This window comes from Candidatus Binatus sp., from assembly GCF_036567905.1.
GTDB lineage: Bacteria > Desulfobacterota > Binatia > Binatales > Binataceae > Binatus.
Window position 1 is genome coordinate 42538 of the sequence record NZ_DATCTO010000077.1, and the last position, 16820, is coordinate 59357.

Sequence of the window (16820 nt, forward strand, 5' to 3'; positions counted from 1 at the left end):
GGCGAAAAGTATTAGCCAGTCCTCGGAGAAAATGGGGATGACGAATTCTTCGGGGCCCACCTTGAATGCAGGCGCGGCAAGGGCCGCGCCCTAAGAGGGTTGTGGTGGGGCGGCGGATGTGGTGACGGCAGGGGGCTGGGAGCAATCCCAGCCCCCAAATTCTTTTCTGGATACCTCTCCCGTAAAGTAACGGGCGAGGTATGGGACTCACTGGGAAGGGCTATTGCCGGTTGATGCGGCTGCATCAAGCAACCGCTGCAAATGACCGGCGGGAGAATCGCGCCCGGCGTGGCCATCGTGGCCGCTATTCAAAGCGCAGGCTGGCACAACCCGCGTACGCGGTGGCTTGAATTCTGAGGGGAGCAAACGCTCGCGAGCCGCCCACTGATCGAAGCTGCCGGAACTGCTCGCCCGCACGCGAAATCGCATGCAGACGGTTGCGCAGCCACAACCAGAGTCGCAATTTCCGTAGAGCTCGCCTGGTGACTTGACGACCAGATCGAGCGGGCGCGTCTTGCCGGGCACGATTTCCACGGAGTCCTTCATCCCAACAATCCAGAAGCTGTGGAGCACGTCGGCGGAAGCAAGCTCGAGCCGAATGTCGGTAGCGCTTGGAACGTACAGAACATCGCTGGTCTTGATGCCCAGAGAGGGGTAATCGAATTCCCACCACCACTGATGCGCGACCACTCGGACCGTGAGCACAGGCCGGCTCACGCCAGCATCGAGGATTCGACCGAGAAAGATCGCGCAGGCGCAGATGCACGCCAGACCCATCATGGCTCCCACGAATGGCCTTGACGATTTCATGCGTCCACTGCTCGGGAGGTGACCGCCTAGTTGGCGCCGGCGCCAGCCGTCACCGGCTTGCGCGCCGCGGCTCGCTCCACGTCGCTCGCGACCCGATCCGGTTCGGCCTTTTGACCTATGTACTGAAGCAATTCACGACCGTTCGCATCGACCAGGAAGAATTCGAGAACGTGATCGACCGTTCCATCGGCTTCGCGCTTTCGAATCACGTTGAATCGCGCCATCACGTCTTCGATCTGTTTGGGCGTTCCCGTCAGGAACAGCCAGCCGCTAACGTCAGCACCCTGTTTGTTCGCATACGCGAGAAGCTGCGCCGGGTGATCGTGTTCGGGATCGACTGTTATCGACACGATGCGGGCCTCGGTTCCAAGCCTGGGTCCGAGTCGATTTGCGACCTGTTTCATCTGAGTCGTGAGCAGAAGACACGGTCCGGGACAGCTGGTGTAAATAAAATCGAACAGCACCGGTTTCCCCTTCAGCGAGGCCAGGGAAACGTTGCGGCCATGCTGATCGACCAAGGTGATGTCGGGTAAGCAGTCGGAGCTATTGCTGACCGCAAATCCTCCGCGCTCCCCAATATCTTCGGCCGTCCGGCGACAACCAGTTAGAGTCACCACGCCCACGATGACAACCAGCATCGTCAGAGCCAGGCTTGTACCGAGACTCTGCTCCTTGAGATTAAGGTTTAGCGTTGGGGTCACCTCGATTGCCTGAAGCCGGCGCCACGGGTTTCTCCGCCAGCAGCGGTAGCACTATGTCGGCGAGATCTTTCTCGGTAACCGCCGATTGGCCGGGTGTGAGCTTCGCGCGGATGACTCCGCTGCGATCTACAACGAAGGTGACGGGCATAACGTCGGGCGGACTGAAATCGTTGACTTTCGCGTCATACAGCATCGCCGCCGGATAGCTGAACGACCGCATGACCTTGAGCACCTCGGACCGATCGTGCGGGCCGTCGACGCTGAGACCGATCATCTCGAGTCCCTGGCCATGATAGCGCCGATAGAAGGCGTCAAGAGCCGGCATTTCGTAGCGGCAAGGCGGACACCAGCTAGCCCAAAAGTTGAGGACTACGACCTTCCCGCGCAGCGCACTCAGATCGAATGTGCGACCGTCCAGTTCGGGCACGACCAGCGCCGGCGCCGCGCCACCCACAGTCGCGGAGGCCAACGCCAATGCAGCCATACACAGGATCATGCCGACTCCTGCCGCAGCGGACCACAATGCCATTCGCCTCACGATTGTCTTCCCACGCTTCAGAAACTGTAACTCAGGATCAGTTTGGTCGCGAAGGGCGCGGTCAGCTGATAACCCCTCATGTTTTGAAAAATTGGGACCTCAATGTCTGCGTAAGCCCGGATGACTCCGAGTTGGATCTCGCCTCCCGGGGCAACCATGAAACGGGTGTAGCCGCTGTCGGCAGGCATGGCGTTATTTCCCGTATCCCGCGTACGGTCAGCGGCGAGAAAGGTAAGCATCGGAGCGAGTTCGCTCAGAGGACCTACTTTGCCGAAGTCGTAGTAGGCTCCCACCGCCCCATCGACTTCCCTACCGGGCGTGTATTGGTCCTGTTCCCAGAGCGGCAAATCGTAGTTGACCTGCACGAAGTAGTTGAAGGGGCGTTCCATGAAGGTCAACGGCAACGTCCCCAACTTCGTCGGTAATGTTCCGAGGTGGTAAACCCCCATGAGAAGATCAGTGCTACCCGTGCCAATCTGCGTGTCCCGATCGTAGGGTGGATAGGTCCAGTCGCCGCTGGGGACCTTGACTCCCATCAGGAGTCCGGTCGACATGTCCTCCGACAGGCCCGTGTACATCCCCTGGATCCGGATATCGCCTATGGAGTTGTTCTGGTACCAATGGATGCCGTCGTTGTTGCCCGCATAAGCACCTTTGTAATCGCGCACCCAATAGGGCACCTCGAGCATCACTCCCCAGTCCCGATTGAACATATACTGTACGCCAGCTTCCATGAAGTTTGTTCGGATGTACTTGTCGTTGTTGTAGAAGGCGGAGGCCGGCTGGGTCGCGTGGAAGTTTATGTGCTGATCCATGAATTCATATTGTAGCCACACCTGGCCTCCGGACCCCTGAGGAAACAGTGACGCGGTTCCTACCTCGAAAACACCACACCCGCATGCACAGGCCCAGCTCAGACTGGGCGTTAGCCCGACGAGGAAAACAGCCGCCACCAACAAGCGTCTGCACGTTTTCCCGACGTCATGCAGGGAAACGGCCGCCTTGCCCAAAAGGACAGCCTCAGAAATCCCTCGCATAGAACATCTCCCAGCGGACACCTTGTGGTACGCCGCTTGCCTGAACGAAAAAAGACTGGCGCCGGGAACCCATATCGGGAACGCCGTCGAACGAAGGTCTTCAGACGGGACGCTTTGGCGGCGGAGTGTCGGGGGCAACCTGACCGTCGACTAATCGCACCGTCTCTTTTACCGCGGTCGAGCCCAGATGGCGGAGAGTGAGCTCCGGCAAGAGCGTCGCAGGGCGTGCGAGCAATGTGTTCGACCCGCGGTCGAGCATTTGAATCGGCTGGCAAATGTTTACGGTCAATTCCGGCCGGCTCGGTCCGGAGACGACGACAAACCCGGGATTCGAGGGGACGCTGGTCAACAACATGACGATGGCCACGATTAAACTCAGGTCCCGCAAGTCCGCCTTTGAAAACAACCGCCTCATACCGCAGCGACCACTTCTAAGGCAATCCCCGCTCGCGTTCAAGATCCACTGGCTTGATGTTCATTTTATCCGCGCAGCAAGCGGGTAACCAGAAAAATTGCGAGCATCCCCATACAGGTGGCGACGCCAACCAATGGAGAGTCGTGCTCGCGAGCTTCCGGCAGCAGATCCGAGGCCCCGATGTAAAGAAAAGAGCCGGCGAAAAATGCAAGCAGCCACGGCAGCAGTCCCGCCCTCAAATTGAACATCAGCGTCGAGGCCGCACCGAGAACCGGCGTCAACATATCCACTATCAGCCAGAAAACGGCGCGTCTGGGCGAATTTCCATGCGCGAGAACGACCGACACGGTGTTCAGCCCGTCGCTGAAATCGTGCGCGATTATGCCAAACGCAATTAACAGTCCCATCTCGACGCTCGTCTGAAAGCCAACACCGATTGCAACGCCGTCCAGGAAACTGTGAAACGCCAGGCCGGCCGCGGACACCGCGCCAAGCTCCATCTCATGGGATGGCGCCAAGTGAGGATGTTCGCGAGCACGGTGCATCGCCGTGTAACGTTCAAGTCCGAAGAAGGCAAGGAATCCAAGCGCAGTCATCGGCATGTACGATGCGCCGTGAGGGAAAGCGAAGACTTCCGGCAGTATGTCGAACAGCGCCACCGCCAACACCGCGCCGGAACTGAAGCCGAGCAGCAAATGAAGCCGGTCGCGCAAGCGCATGGCTGCCATACCGCCCAACCCGGTGGAGATGAGCGTGACTAGAGCAAGAAGTATCGGCGCGAATCGCATGGATGATTTTGCTCAGAGTTCAATACCGACGGTCAAAAAGCCAGTCGCGGTACGCCGCGTTCCTCGAGAATTCCTGGATGCTAGTATGAATGAAGACGGAGAAACATACGCGCGCTGTACCCGGAGAAGCCACAACGATGACGTCACGAACGAAGTGGATCCTAACGCTCTTGCTTGCCGGCGGCGTTTTATTCGGTCTGACGCCGATCGACGTTTTGGCCGAGGCCAAGGGCAACGACCGCGCTACCGCGGTTTTTTCGGGCGGCTGTTTCTGGGGCGTGGACGGCGTCTTCAAGCATGTGAAAGGCGTGTCCAAAGTTGTTTCCGGGTACGCAGGAGGAGATGCAGACACCGCGAACTATGAAACCGTCAGCACAGGAACGACGGGACATGCCGAGTCGGTGCAGGTCACTTACGATCCGTCGAAGGTTTCGTACGACGATCTGTTGAAAGTATTTTTTTTCGTCGCTCACGATCCGACCGAGCTGAATCGACAGGGCCCGGATTCAGGAACTCAATATCGGTCCTCGATCTTCTATGAGAACGGCGGTCAGAAGAAGCTGGCGGATGACTACATCGCCCAACTCGAACAGAGACATTCATTCTCCAAGCCAATCGTAACCACGGTAGTTCCGCTCACCGCCTTCTACCCGGCCGAGGACTACCAGCAAAACTACCTGGCTCTGCACCCGGACCAGCCCTACATCGTCATCAACGATATGCCGAAACTCGAACGGCTCCGGCAAGACTTCCCCGGGCTCTACCAGCCATAGTCCCGAAGTCGGAGAAGCGCGCTACTGCGCGTAGAGCAGCCCAGCCAGCGATGCAAAACGATCGCGCCGCGATCATGCAGCGGCGTCGCCGCTACTGTCGATTTGACGAATCGCGTCGGCGCGCGTGCGGGCCTGGTCGGCGGCATGGCGCGCTGAATCCGTTGCGTGGTAGAGCTCGAGATCGGCGCCGAACTCGTCATCAGCGACCGGGCTGAGCGCGACATCGGTATAACGCTTCGACGCCGGATCGTTCTCGATCTTGCGTCGCAGCCGCTCCAGCCGCCACATGAACCACAGACCGGGCACATAGGTCGCTGACATCTCGCGCGCGCGCCGCATAAAAAACCTGAGCGGGTTCTCGCGCGGAAAACCAGGACGGCGCTGCGTGCGCGGCTTGCGCCGAATGATCCCGCCTTGCAGCGGATGCACCCGCTCGTAGGCGTGACTCCCATAAAAATAGAGAATCATCGAGGTCATCCGCCGCGTGCGCATTCCACTGGCGACGGCCCGCTTGATCAGCGTCTCGATGTGCGCCGGCGAATAGTACAGATGCCATGCGCGCTGGTAGATATCCTGCCACTCGGCAGCGCTCATCCGCGGATGATCGGCGGCCGCGTGCTCGGCGTCATACTTGTTGGTATCCGCTTCCATCCGCTCGCCGCGCAGGTACATCTCCTGGTGATCCTTGGAGCCGGGCAGCGGCGTCAGCATAAAGAACTCCATGATGTCGATCGGGAGTTCGCGCTGGATGATCTGGATGTCGCGCTCGATGCTATCGGGCGTGTCGGACGGGAAGCCGAGGATGTAGCCGGCGTAGGTCAGAACCTTGGCGCGCTTCCACGCCTGAAGCATCCTGCGGTATTCGGTGATGCAATTCTGACCCTTCGATGCGCCCTTGAGGCTGTCGGGATTGATGCTCTCGAGCCCGATAAAGACTTTCTTGCACCCTGCGCGCACCGACTTCTCCACGAAATTCGGGATTTTGTGGCACATGGTGTCGACCTGCATGATGATGTTTATCTTCAGCCGGTCGCGGCGCTTGAGTTGGATGATGCGGTCGAGGATCGCTTCCCAGTTCCGATTGCGCGCGAAATTGTCATCGGTAATGAAGAAGCTGCGGACACCCTGCGCCGCGTGCGCGCGAATCAACTGTTCGATGTCGTCGGCGCTGCGATGACGTGACTTGCGCCCCTGCACATTTATGATCGTGCAGAAGCTGCAGCTGAACGGGCATCCGCGCCCCGCATCGAAGCATCCGATCGCCCCGGCATAGCGCTTGACGTATTTGATTGGAAGGAACGGCAGCGGCTCGCCGTCCATCGCCGGCAAATCGGCCATGAAGTTGTAAACCGGCGGGAGACGATCCTCGAACGCAGCGACCAGCAGCTCGTCGAGCCGGTGCTCGGCCTCGCCCGCGAACAGCGTGATTCCGAGCGCGAGCGCGTCCTTCATCTCGGGCGGCATCTCGGGGAGCATCGCGAGACATCCGCTGACGTGGAATCCGCCGATCGCGACCTGGATTCCGGCAGCGCGCAGTTCGCGCGCGATATCAACCGCGCGGGCAAACTGGTTGGTTTGCACTCCGATCATCAGCACGACGCCCCGGTTCAAGTTGCGCTTGAACCGGCGAATTATCGAACGCACCGGGACTCTCGCGTTAGTCTCGTCGTGCGCCGCGATCTCGAGATCAACTCCGTCGCCGAGGACGGCCCGCGCCTGCGCGTCGAGGGCGAGGCCGTAGATACTCGACAGCGAGCTCGACGGCACGAAGCCGCGCCACCATTGGATGAGATAGCCGTCGTCGTCGTAATGCGACGGCTTGATCAGCTCGACAAGAAATCTGGCGCGACCCGCTTCATTCATTTTTTTCCCAGGCATGAGCCATTCACTCTACGGGTTGTCCAAAATTATCGCTACCTGCCGCATCGTCCTCTGCGCGATTGGATCGAGTCGATAGAAAGAGTAGGTATTGCGCTGGTATGAGTTGGCGTACGCTCCTATCCGGGCATCGATAGGACGCGAATCATAACGAGCAGTTACACAACGGCGCGAGCTGCGCATAGCAAGCGCGCCAAAGGAGCGAATCTTGGACCTGGAAAAATTAGTGGCGGACTTGAGGGAGGAGAGCGACAGGCTCGGTCGAGCTATTGCGGCGCTCTTGGGATCGGCCTTGTCAGGGGGCGGCGAGAAGACGCGAGTCGGCAGGCCAAAGGGGACCACGTCGAAAAGGCGCAAGCGCGGAGGCCTGACTCCCGAAGGCAGAAAGCGGTTGTCAATCGCGATGAAGAAGCGTTGGGCAGAGCGCAGGAAGATGGGTTTGTAGCGAACTGCTCGAATCGACGCGAAGACATAGGCTTGCGCTGTGCGCGCGAGTTGGCAGCGCCAATCGGCGGGAGGCGATTGCAGCCGCCCGCCAGTTGATGCGCAACTTGTTTACTCAAACCCGGTAATCAAGGGGAGAGCAGGATGGCTTTACTTGTAACGCAGTTGGGAATCGAAGAAGTAAGGGCGCATCGTACCTGGTTTCTCTGCCTGGGAGCGGTGCTGATCGTCATAGGCACCATAGCGATAGGCAGCGTCGAACTCATGACGATGGTTTCCGTGATTTTCCTCGGATGGCTGCTGATCTTCGGCGGCCTGTTCGAAATCATTCACGGGTTTGCGCGACGCGCGTGGGGCGGCTTCTTCATTAATCTCATGAGCGGCGCGCTATACGCAGTTACCGGCATCCTGATGGTCACGCATCCGGAGGTGGCTGCCGTGACGCTGACCTTGATGATCGCGATGCTGCTGATCGCCGCCGGCACTTTTAGAATTTTCGTAGCCTTTTCGACTCCGATCCATCATCGGGGATGGCTGATCTTGAACGGCGCAATTTCGCTGTTCCTCGGATTTTCGATCATGAGCTGGTGGCCGAGCTCAGGACTGTGGGTCATCGGACTGTTCATCGGCATCGATATGATTTTCGACGGCTGGACTGAAGTGATGCTTGCGTTGAGCAGCGGGCGCAGCGGAGGATCTGCAACCGCTCAAACCGCGGGTGCGTGATCCGGCCGCAGATTATCCATCAGCGCCGCGCATATGGCTCGATCGATAAGCTTCCAGCGCGGCACGGACTCGTTGCGTTTCCGCGACCATGGAATCGATCGCCGTTCGAAGGCCGTCGGTTTGTTCGTGCCTGACCCGGCCTTCGATCTCACGCGACAACTCCATCAGGCGCACCGCGCCAAAATGACTGCAGCTGCCCTTGACCGCGTGTGCGGTCGCCGCAATTCCGGCACGGTCGTCGTGGCTCATCTGCAAGCCGATCAGGCGTACCCGTTCGCTCAAGTCGGCAAGAAATACCTCGATCATTTCGGTGACAAATTGCTCGCCCAGTTCATCGCTTTCGGCGAGCCGGGTAATCGCGCACATGTCGATCGCGGGAACGCTGGCGGTTTCAATGCTCACTCTTTTTCATCCGGTCGCTGGTTCACTCGCTCCCACCAGACACGCACAGCACGCCTTCGCGCCTGATCGATCCAAGTTGCGTGCCGCCGCAACACAACGGCCTGCCAAGCGTGACCGACGCCGCCAATGATTGGCTGTGACGGGCAGTCGCGCGCCTTATGAACTCCCGGGAATTTTGAGCGTCGATGCGAGGTCCGATGCGCGAGCGTCGAGAGTCGTCAAAATCGCACCGCAGTGTCATTTGTTTGCCGCTGCGGGATTCGCGGATGTTTCACTTTGCGCGTGCGACTCCGCGCGCTTCGATCAGCGCCATCAGCCGGCTTGGGATAGCGCTGCGGAAATCCATCGAGGCGCCCGACACCGGATGGCAAAACTTCAGCTCGCACGAATGGAGCGCCAGCCGCCGGGCGGGATCGCTGGTCGCGCCATATTTACGATCGCCGACGATAGGATGACCCAAGCCAGCCATCTGCACGCGAATCTGATTTTTGCGGCCGGTTTCGAGCGTAAGTTCGACGAGCGACCTGTCTTGACCGGTTCGTAAAACGCGATAGTGCGTGATTGCAGGCTCCCCACCCCGCTCGACGCGATGCATCTTGAATGACTTGCTCTCTACAAGATTGTCCCGAATCGTTCCAATTGCCTTCGAGGGCGCGCCCTCCACGACGGCAAGGTATTTTTTGATGACGCTCTTCCAGTTCTGCTGAAGGACCGCCTGGATCGGGCGACTTCTTGCGAACATCATCAGGCCGGAGGTCTCGCGGTCGAGTCGATGCACGATGAAGGCCTGTTGCGCCGGCGATTTTGTGAGCGCCTTGAGATGTTCGTTGAGGATCCGATGCGCGGTTCTCTCTTTCTCGCCCTCCGATCCCATCGAAAGCAGCCCCGCTCGTTTGTCAACCACGGCGATATCATCGTCGAGATAGATGATTTTCAGGCCATGACGCTCGATCGACGCGGCCGGGATTTGCTTGCCCGCGGCGATAGTCACAACGTCGCCCGGCTCCAACTGGGTATCATGCCTGACGGCGGTCATTCGCTTTACGCTAACCGCCCGGAAGCGCAGAAGATCTTTCGCCTGTTTGCGCGACAGTCCGAGCGGAATGCTGAGCAGATACGGCAGCAGTTCGCATCGCGACGAGACGCTAAACTGATGGTCGCGCGTGGGCATTGCGTTAATATGGTCGCCCACTATTGATGAAGCGGCAAGATGAGTAGCCCGAGTCAGTATATCGCCGACAGGTTTCCGTGGCTCACGCGCGCACGCGCGGTGGCTGGCGCCTTTGGCATCGCGCTGCTGATCATTTTCATCTGGCCAGATGCTCGGGTGGTGACCGATTTGGTCATCGTCACGGCTATTCCGGGGACGATCGGGGCGATTGTGTTCGGCTTGACGTTTTGGTCGAAGGCCCGCGTTCAGATTGGGCGGCGACAGCTTCGATACAAGGCGGTGCGACAAGTCGCGGGCATCGTTGCCCTGGCCTGCCTGCCTTTTATCCTCATGCAGCGCGCTTCGATCTATCTTCGCGGCCCGCGCGTGGTTGCCTCTGAAAGTCCGGAAGCCTACCCGAACATGAAGCAATGGCGCATGCGTGTCGTCGTCGCAATTGCGCATCTCGAGGGGGACGATGGCAAGCAACTCGAAGGGCGGTTGCGCGACGCGCTTGCTGACCTCGATCGCCGCCTGAGCATCACGCCAATCATCCTGAACCGCACGATTGCGGTTTCGGGCCGTCCGCAAGGAATCGCGCACCTTGACGCGCTTGGAGCGGTAACCGATGTGCGCGTCGAAGCGTTGATCTGGGGCGGCGCGAAGGGCGTCGCGCAGCCGGCCGTTGGTCCGCTCTACGAGACGATGTTCGGCAGCGATGCGCAATTCGGCGGGGCGTACCTTCCCGGCGACTTCAAGCTGCCGGGATTGCCGGTGGACGATCTGTGCACGGTGCTGCGTTTGATCGCCGCGACTCAAAGTGCCGAGTTCATGCAGCAGTGGGATTACAAATTTGGCGATGCGCTGGAGCCTCTGATCAAGCAGGTCCGCGCGATCGCCGACGACTCCCGCAAGACGTCGGGCTGGACGGCGGACACCCGTGCACGAGTGAACCTGGCGGTCGGTATCGCGAGCAGCATCTCAGGTATCGAACTCGACTCCGAAGATTCTTTACATACGGCAATCGCTTACTTTCAGCGGACGCAGGCCGATTGGACACGCGAACGCGATCCGCTCGAATGGGCGATGGCGCAGCAAAATCTTGGGCTGGCGCAGAGATCGCTGGCCGGGCAGAACCTGCAGGTTGCGCCTCTGCAGGCGGCAGCGACCGCTTACCAGAACGCGCTCGGGGTGTACCAGTCGCGATCCGATCGGCTCGATTCGGCGAATATGCAATACGCGCTCGGACTTACGTTCGAAAGAATCGGGCGGCATGAGACGGGTGTCGAGAGCCTGCGTAAGGCGGAGGATTATTATCGTGCAGCGGTGAACGGATTTGACGCGCGCTACTACCCGACTAGCTGGGGAGAAGCTCAACTCAACCTTGGCAATACGCTCAGGGTGCTGGCCCACCGGGATGGGAGCACGAAAGAACTCGAGGATTCCATCGCGGCCGATCAGGAAGCATTGAAAGTCTATCATAAGAGTTCAGAGCCAATATATTGGGCGTCGGCCCAAGGCCAACTTGCTCAGAGCCTCGACACGCTAGGCGAGATGACGTCGAATCGCGACGATTTCAAGCAGTCGATCGCGTTGTTCCGGCAAATTCTCGATGGATATCCACGCGAGCGCGATCCGCTGGTGTGGGCAGAAGTCCAGATTAATCTCGGCGGTGCGCTGATGGACCTATATGACCTTGATCCGGATTCAGAGCGCAATTGCCTGGAACCAGCCGCAAGAGCCTTTCGCACCAGCCTGGAGGTGCTATCGCTCGAGCATCAACCGACCTCTTGGGCAATTGCGAAAACCGGTCTCGGAAATGCTCTGCTGAGTTTGGGCGAGAACGGGTCAGATACTTATTATGCCGAGCAGGCAATTGACGCGTTCAAAGACACGCTCAAGGTCTATAAGCCGGATCGACAACCGATAGAATGGGCAACGGCAAAGTACGACATGGGCGACGCGCTGGTTGAGCTCGGCGAGCGGGGCGCAGGAGTCAGGTATCTCGAAGAAGCAGTCGATAACTATCGTGAAGCGCTGACCGTGTTGTCGAAAGACAAGTCGCCGGATTTGTGGGGAAAGATACAGCACAGTCTCAAGATCGCGCTCGACGACCTGCACCTGCGCGGATGGAAGGGCGGTTGATCGAAACTACTCGCGGCTCGCAGTCGCGGCAAGCGCGGGAGCATCTTCGGGCTCGTCGAGAACGATCGTCTTGTAGGCGAGCGCGGGCCCGGCGAGCGCAGTCGTCGCCATCGCGACCAGCAGCATATCCAGGCATCCCCTGGCGGCCGCCGCAAGGCCGGGAGGGTGATATCCGATTCCCCAATCGAGAATTTGGCGGATGACGTGGAATGGAGCAATAGAAAGAATAACGATCGCGGCAAGCCGCTCGATATTTCCCCTGCTTTGCTTCCACGCGGCCGATATTCCCGCATACTTCCGGATGGCGATCGCCGGAAAAACGAAGGCGAGCCGGACGAATCCGATCGCAAATAGAATAAGTCCTGCGACCAGAAGCACTCCCGCCGCCGTAATGACCTGGTGGTCAAAGTTTCGCTGGCCGTAGCGCAAGAGCGCGGCTGACGGACCAACGAGGATCGCGAGCGAGATCATCATCACGGCGGTCGCCAGCAGGTATAACCATTGAGTTCGCGAGTAGGCGAATGGAGGATCGGTTGCGATCGCCGGGCGGCCATAGATCGCGAGCTTCGACCAGGTTACGGAAAACGGCGTGAACAGAACAAAATGCGCAACCATCAGGACGCCCGTCGCATATCTTGAGGCATCCTCGCGCGCCAGCAGAAAGCTGATCGCTCTTGCGGCAAGAGTCAGCAGAAACGGTATCCCGCCATACTTTACGAGTTCCGGCAGATACTTGAACGGCAACCCCAATGACTCCGCCACGATCGGGAAGATGGGCAGTTCGATCACCGTGAATCGCCGCTGACTGTTTGTTTGCCTGTTCGTTGTTCGCCACCGCAAGACCGATCAATTCGATCGTGCACGAGTCTGCCAATGGGATCGCGAGCTGGCAAGTGAACCCTTACTCGGGCGAGGCAATTTAGAAAAAAGAGCCGGGGTCCCTCGGCTTCGCTCGGGATGACAGGAAAACTCGGGACGACGCAGGGAGGATGCCTGCGCGGTCTGAGGAAAGCGCGATTGTGTCGATTCGCGTCAGTAGGTGGTGCTAAGGGCAACAGCTTCGATCTGAGCGAATGAGAACTTAGATTAATAATTCTAATAACTTTGCGAATGGTTTCGCGAAGTCATGCAGATTTTCTCTTTGTTACGAGAGATGCAATCGAACCGGCACGTCTGTTGCACTAATGCCGGGATAGAAATTTAACTCCGACGCCGTGCATCAATATGCAAGACCTCGGAAGACGGGTGGGTCGCCGAATGCGTTCGTTGATTTCGGTTGCGCTAGTAGTACTGCTACTCGCAGCGCCGGCTTGGGCGCGGGGAGAGCGGCCGGTCAAGGGCTCTGAAGCGCCAGCGACGTCGCCCGAGACTGCGGCGGTCGAGCCCGGCATACTCTATCCTCCGCTGCCCACCGATCTGACGCCGCCGACCTACGACTATGCGGCGCCCGAGACGTGCGCCGGGTGCCATTTTATACTTGGCCTCGACCACACTTCGCGCGTATTGGGCGTCTGGTATGAGAGCGCCGCCCTTGTCAACGCTTCGTGTACCGCCGGTCCTACGACTACGACCCCTGGCTCTCCATATGCGTGCTGTGAAGGGAAAGGGACAGGCACTTGCGCGAGCATGTGGCAATTGACGGGCAGCGGATGGCTCGCCTCGCGGCACGCGCAGTCCGATCATGGCTCGACCGAGAACGGGTTTTGCGCAAAGTGTCATTCGCCCCTTCAAGCTTCCGCGAGTGCAGCCTTCAACAATGGAGTCGTCAATGCCGGCCCTATTCCGCAGCAGAGATTCCAAGCCGTAACCTGTGCAACGTGTCATCCTCCGGACAACATCACCGCGCAGATCGGCGCGCTGAATCCGGATGCTATAGACGGCGGGGCGATCGCAATCTATCTCTGGAAGGGCGTCAACAATCCCGCCTCCTATCAGACTCTGAGCACCGGAGTGAACGCCGACGGCACTTCGACGGAAGACCTGCTCTGCCTCAACTGCCATGAGCAGCGTCACAACTTCGCCGAGGGCAAGGGCACACCCATGTATGATATGATGGTGACCACGCACAATCATCTGATCCCTGGCGGTGGTCCTGTCCGATGCATCGATTGCCACATGTCGACCTATCAGTCCATCGGCGGCGGTACCACCGGCCTACCGGTGCTCGAGGAAAGGTTTCACGACTGGAACGTTGGCGCGGACCTTCCTTATTCCTGCGGCGCGATAGGATCAGTGTCGAACTGTCATAACAGCTCATATAGCAAGTTCACTGTAACCGACGCGCAGAACCTCATCCCGTACATTAAAGAGCAGCACATCGATTGGTGGTCCCTGCCGCCGTTCAATGGGGTGGCACAGGCCGCAGTGCCGGCGCACGGGGCGCTCGTGGAGTTCAAGGTACTAGAGCGAGAGATATCGAAAATTGACGCTATGTGAGCGCAGCAGGAAGATGATGAATATCAACGCCGCCACCTCGAGGCGACTATCGCAGCTACGTCCGGAGGCTTTTGCTGGTCCGGTCCGGCTGCACGGGCGCCTGCAAATCGAGAGACTGGCTCGAATCGCTGCGATCCTCTGTGCGTTGATCCTCGCGTGGAATGCTCAGGGTTCATGCGCCGGTCCCCTCCCCGTGAACCTGGACCGCCCCGACTATAATTACGCCAGCGTTACCTGTATGTCCTGCCACTTTGCCGATCAAGTAGAGCACCAGTCGCGCGCCGCCGGTGTTTCGTATGGCAACGCTGCGTGTTTGAGTAGTGGATTTCCATCTGCGTGCTGTACAGGGGCCGGGACAGGCACTTGCGCGGCGGACCAGTGGAATCGAACGGGCCATGGTTGGTGGGATTCGCGGCACGCCCAGTCACAGAACGGCTGGTCAAGTACGGTGATCAATTACGGCTGGACACAAGCCCCCGGGCCATACGGCGAGAACGACAATACTTTCTGCGCATCCTGCCACTCGCCGCTCCAGGCCAGCACAACCGTGCCAGGAATGTTCGCCCTCGGCGCCGTGACCAACCCGGTCACAGTTTCGAGCTTTACAGGCGTGTGGTGCAGCTCGTGCCATCCGAGCAGCAGCCTCGGCACAGCGATCCTGGCGAAATATCCCACTGCGGAATCGGGTGGCGTAACGGCTACGCTCACCCGCGGCGCGAATCCGGCACTAGCAGCCTCGTGGATGCCGATACTTCCGGGTTTCGCCCCCGATGGCATTAAGTATGAAAGCCATTTCTGCCTGACCTGTCACGAACAGGATCCGCATAATGCGGCGTCGAATGGGGTCTTTCAGGCGATGTACGCTGCCGGTGTGTCGTGTATCGATTGTCACATGGCCCCTTTTAATCTTTATGCCGGCAGCGCCAGCCATCCGATAAGTCCGCCGCTCGTGGAGCGGTTCCATGACTGGAAGGTCGCCGAAAACTTACCGTACTCGTGCGGCGCACAGGGTTCCCTAAGTCAATACACCTGCCATACGAACTTCACCGCCGCCTCCGCTCTGGCTTTTATCCCTTTCATGACTTTTCAACACAGCGATTGGTGGGGCCTGCCGCCGTTTTCGACCCAGATGGCCGCGGTATCAGCACATGAACTGAACGCGAGTTCCGACCAGCTCGCGCTGTGGCGCGAGATACAGGCCGTTTACGGGCGACCGCGCCTCACAGAAGCCAGCTATAAGACAGGGACGCGGCCGAAGACCGCAGTCGCAACGCGATGATGATGACTAAAACGTCGAAGCGAAGTAAGCGCAATCTGCCAGCTGCCATGTGGGCCTTGTCGCTTCTGTTCGTTGGGCTCCTTGCGGTGCTGCCTGCAGCGGGCGAGCAAGCTGACTCGAGCAGCCCAGCGCGCCGAGGCATGCTGCTTGCGGGAGGCTTTGATCAGTTCAACGGTCCGACGGCCACCGCGGAGTTTTACAGCTTTAAGACTAAAACCTTCTCCTGCAAGTTTTTAGGAGGAGTAAATTCTGCTACCGGAGCGTGCAACAACACCCTAGCGCAGGCCCGTTTCTACGCGTCGGTGGCGCCGCTACCGGGCGGCGGGGCGCTGATTGCAGGCGGCAACGGCGTCGGCACGACATGCCTCAACTCGGCGGAGATTTACAATTCGTCAACCGGTAAGTTTACCGCGACCGGTAGCATGACTGACGCCCATTGTTTCGCGCACACCACCACCGTGCTGCAGAATGGCGAGGTTCTAATCACCGGCGGAGAAGACGAAACAGGAAACCTGGTCAATACCGCGGATATGTACAATCCGTCGAGCGGCAAATTCGATTGCTCAGGGCTGGGAGGAGCCGATCCGACTACCGGCTACTGCCAAAGCACGCTGACCGATGCCCGCTTCCACGACACCGCAACGCTGTTAGAGGATGGCCGCGTGCTGATCGCGGGCGGCTTCGATGGTTCGATCGTCAATACGGCGGAGCTTTTCGACCCCGGCACGGGAACCTTCACTGCGACCAGCGGGACGATGACCGACAGCCGCGAAAACCACACCGCCGCCCTGATGGTAACCGGACCTCGGGCAGGCGACGTGCTCATCGCCGGCGGCCTCGACGCTGACGGCAACGTGCTGCAAACTGCCGAGCTCTACAGTCCGACGGCCGGCAATTTTACCGCAACCACCAGCATGACCCATGCCCGCTATCTGCATACCGCGACCCAGCTTGATCCCACTTATGTCAAAGGTCGCGGTCGCCACGCCGGAAACATCCTCATCACCGGCGGCGAAGATGGAACCGGAACCGTGCTGGCGACCGCCGAGATGTACGATCCTGTTGCCTTAACCTTCACGCAGGTTGGCGCCATGACCACTGCTCGCGCGCTCCATACGGCCGTGCTGATTACCTCGGGACCCAAGAAGGGCCTTGTCCTGATCGCCGGCGGGATCGACAACAACGGCAAGACGCTCAACACGGCTGAGCTGTTCAATCCCAAAACCGGCAAGTTCACCGCAATCGGGAGCATGCAAGTGGGGCGCTCGTCGCAGGATGGTACGGCGTTACCGTAGGGC

General features: G+C 59.3%; 15 protein-coding genes. 6 read left to right on the forward strand and 9 right to left on the reverse strand.

The genetic code is table 11. The annotated features are described in order from the left end of the window. Nucleotides 1-207: 207 nt before the first annotated feature. From VIO10_RS12325 to VIO10_RS12345, 5 genes are all read right to left on the reverse strand, one after another. Nucleotides 208-780 (reverse strand): hypothetical protein, encoded by a 573-nt coding sequence (locus VIO10_RS12325; RefSeq protein WP_331964488.1) that lies wholly within the window; start codon nt 778-780, stop codon nt 208-210. A 56-nt stretch (nt 781-836) separates the two neighbouring features. Beyond that, the gene (locus tag VIO10_RS12330) at nt 837-1511 is read right to left on the reverse strand and encodes an SCO family protein (protein ID WP_331964490.1); all 675 of its coding nucleotides are present in this window, start codon (nt 1509-1511) and stop codon (nt 837-839) included. Next, nucleotides 1489-1995, reverse strand: a complete 507-nt coding sequence (locus VIO10_RS12335) for a TlpA disulfide reductase family protein (RefSeq protein WP_331964493.1) — start codon at nt 1993-1995, stop codon at nt 1489-1491. The genes VIO10_RS12330 and VIO10_RS12335 overlap by 23 nt, the downstream gene beginning before the upstream one ends. 71 nt (nt 1996-2066) lie before the next feature. Further along, complete coding sequence (locus tag VIO10_RS12340) at nt 2067-2864, reverse strand: hypothetical protein (RefSeq protein ID WP_331964495.1); 798 nt, start codon at nt 2862-2864, stop codon at nt 2067-2069. Nucleotides 2865-3566: 702 nt separating this feature from the next. Then, nucleotides 3567-4229: a ZIP family metal transporter gene (locus VIO10_RS12345; RefSeq protein ID WP_331964498.1), complete on the reverse strand. Its 663-nt coding sequence runs from the start codon at nt 4227-4229 to the stop codon at nt 3567-3569. A 149-nt stretch (nt 4230-4378) separates the two neighbouring features. On the opposite strand from VIO10_RS12345, the gene msrA reads away from it, so the two are divergent. Then, on the forward strand, nt 4379-5062 hold the full coding sequence (gene msrA, locus VIO10_RS12350) for a peptide-methionine (S)-S-oxide reductase MsrA (protein ID WP_331964501.1): 684 nt from the start codon (nt 4379-4381) through the stop codon (nt 5060-5062). Nucleotides 5063-5134: 72 nt separating this feature from the next. Here msrA and VIO10_RS12355 read toward each other — a convergent pair whose 3' ends face one another. After that, nucleotides 5135-6925 (reverse strand): B12-binding domain-containing radical SAM protein, encoded by a 1791-nt coding sequence (locus VIO10_RS12355; RefSeq protein ID WP_331964504.1) that lies wholly within the window; start codon nt 6923-6925, stop codon nt 5135-5137. A gap of 603 nt (nt 6926-7528) precedes the next feature. Here VIO10_RS12355 and VIO10_RS12360 point away from each other — a divergent pair. Continuing rightward, nucleotides 7529-8110, forward strand: a complete 582-nt coding sequence (locus VIO10_RS12360; protein WP_331964507.1) for an HdeD family acid-resistance protein — start codon at nt 7529-7531, stop codon at nt 8108-8110. Nucleotides 8111-8122: 12 nt separating this feature from the next. Here the strand turns inward: VIO10_RS12360 and VIO10_RS12365 are convergent, their stop codons facing one another. Together VIO10_RS12365 and VIO10_RS12370 are read right to left on the reverse strand one after the other, a co-directional pair. Next, nucleotides 8123-8512 carry an Hpt domain-containing protein gene (locus tag VIO10_RS12365; RefSeq protein ID WP_331964510.1) on the reverse strand — a complete coding sequence of 130 codons (390 nt, stop codon included), beginning with the start codon at nt 8510-8512 and terminating at the stop codon, nt 8123-8125. A gap of 271 nt (nt 8513-8783) precedes the next feature. After that, a complete protein-coding gene (locus VIO10_RS12370; protein ID WP_331964512.1) occupies nt 8784-9683 on the reverse strand; it encodes an RluA family pseudouridine synthase in 900 nt (299 codons plus the stop codon). Between the two features lie 39 nt (nt 9684-9722). On the opposite strand from VIO10_RS12370, the gene VIO10_RS12375 reads away from it, so the two are divergent. Next, nucleotides 9723-11807, forward strand: coding sequence for a hypothetical protein (locus VIO10_RS12375; RefSeq protein WP_331964514.1), 2085 nt, complete (start codon nt 9723-9725; stop codon nt 11805-11807). Nucleotides 11808-11813: 6 nt separating this feature from the next. Here the strand turns inward: VIO10_RS12375 and VIO10_RS12380 are convergent, their stop codons facing one another. Then, nucleotides 11814-12596: a hypothetical protein gene (locus tag VIO10_RS12380; protein ID WP_331964516.1), complete on the reverse strand. Its 783-nt coding sequence runs from the start codon at nt 12594-12596 to the stop codon at nt 11814-11816. An 837-nt stretch (nt 12597-13433) separates the two neighbouring features. Here VIO10_RS12380 and VIO10_RS12385 point away from each other — a divergent pair. From VIO10_RS12385 to VIO10_RS12395, 3 genes are all read left to right on the forward strand, one after another. Further along, nucleotides 13434-14243, forward strand: a complete 810-nt coding sequence (locus VIO10_RS12385; RefSeq protein ID WP_331964518.1) for a NapC/NirT family cytochrome c — start codon at nt 13434-13436, stop codon at nt 14241-14243. A 448-nt stretch (nt 14244-14691) separates the two neighbouring features. After that, complete coding sequence (locus VIO10_RS12390; protein ID WP_331964520.1) at nt 14692-15522, forward strand: hypothetical protein; 831 nt, start codon at nt 14692-14694, stop codon at nt 15520-15522. Continuing rightward, nucleotides 15519-16817 carry a Kelch repeat-containing protein gene (locus VIO10_RS12395; protein WP_331964522.1) on the forward strand — a complete coding sequence of 433 codons (1299 nt, stop codon included), beginning with the start codon at nt 15519-15521 and terminating at the stop codon, nt 16815-16817. The genes VIO10_RS12390 and VIO10_RS12395 overlap by 4 nt, the downstream gene beginning before the upstream one ends. Nucleotides 16818-16820 lie beyond the last annotated feature (3 nt).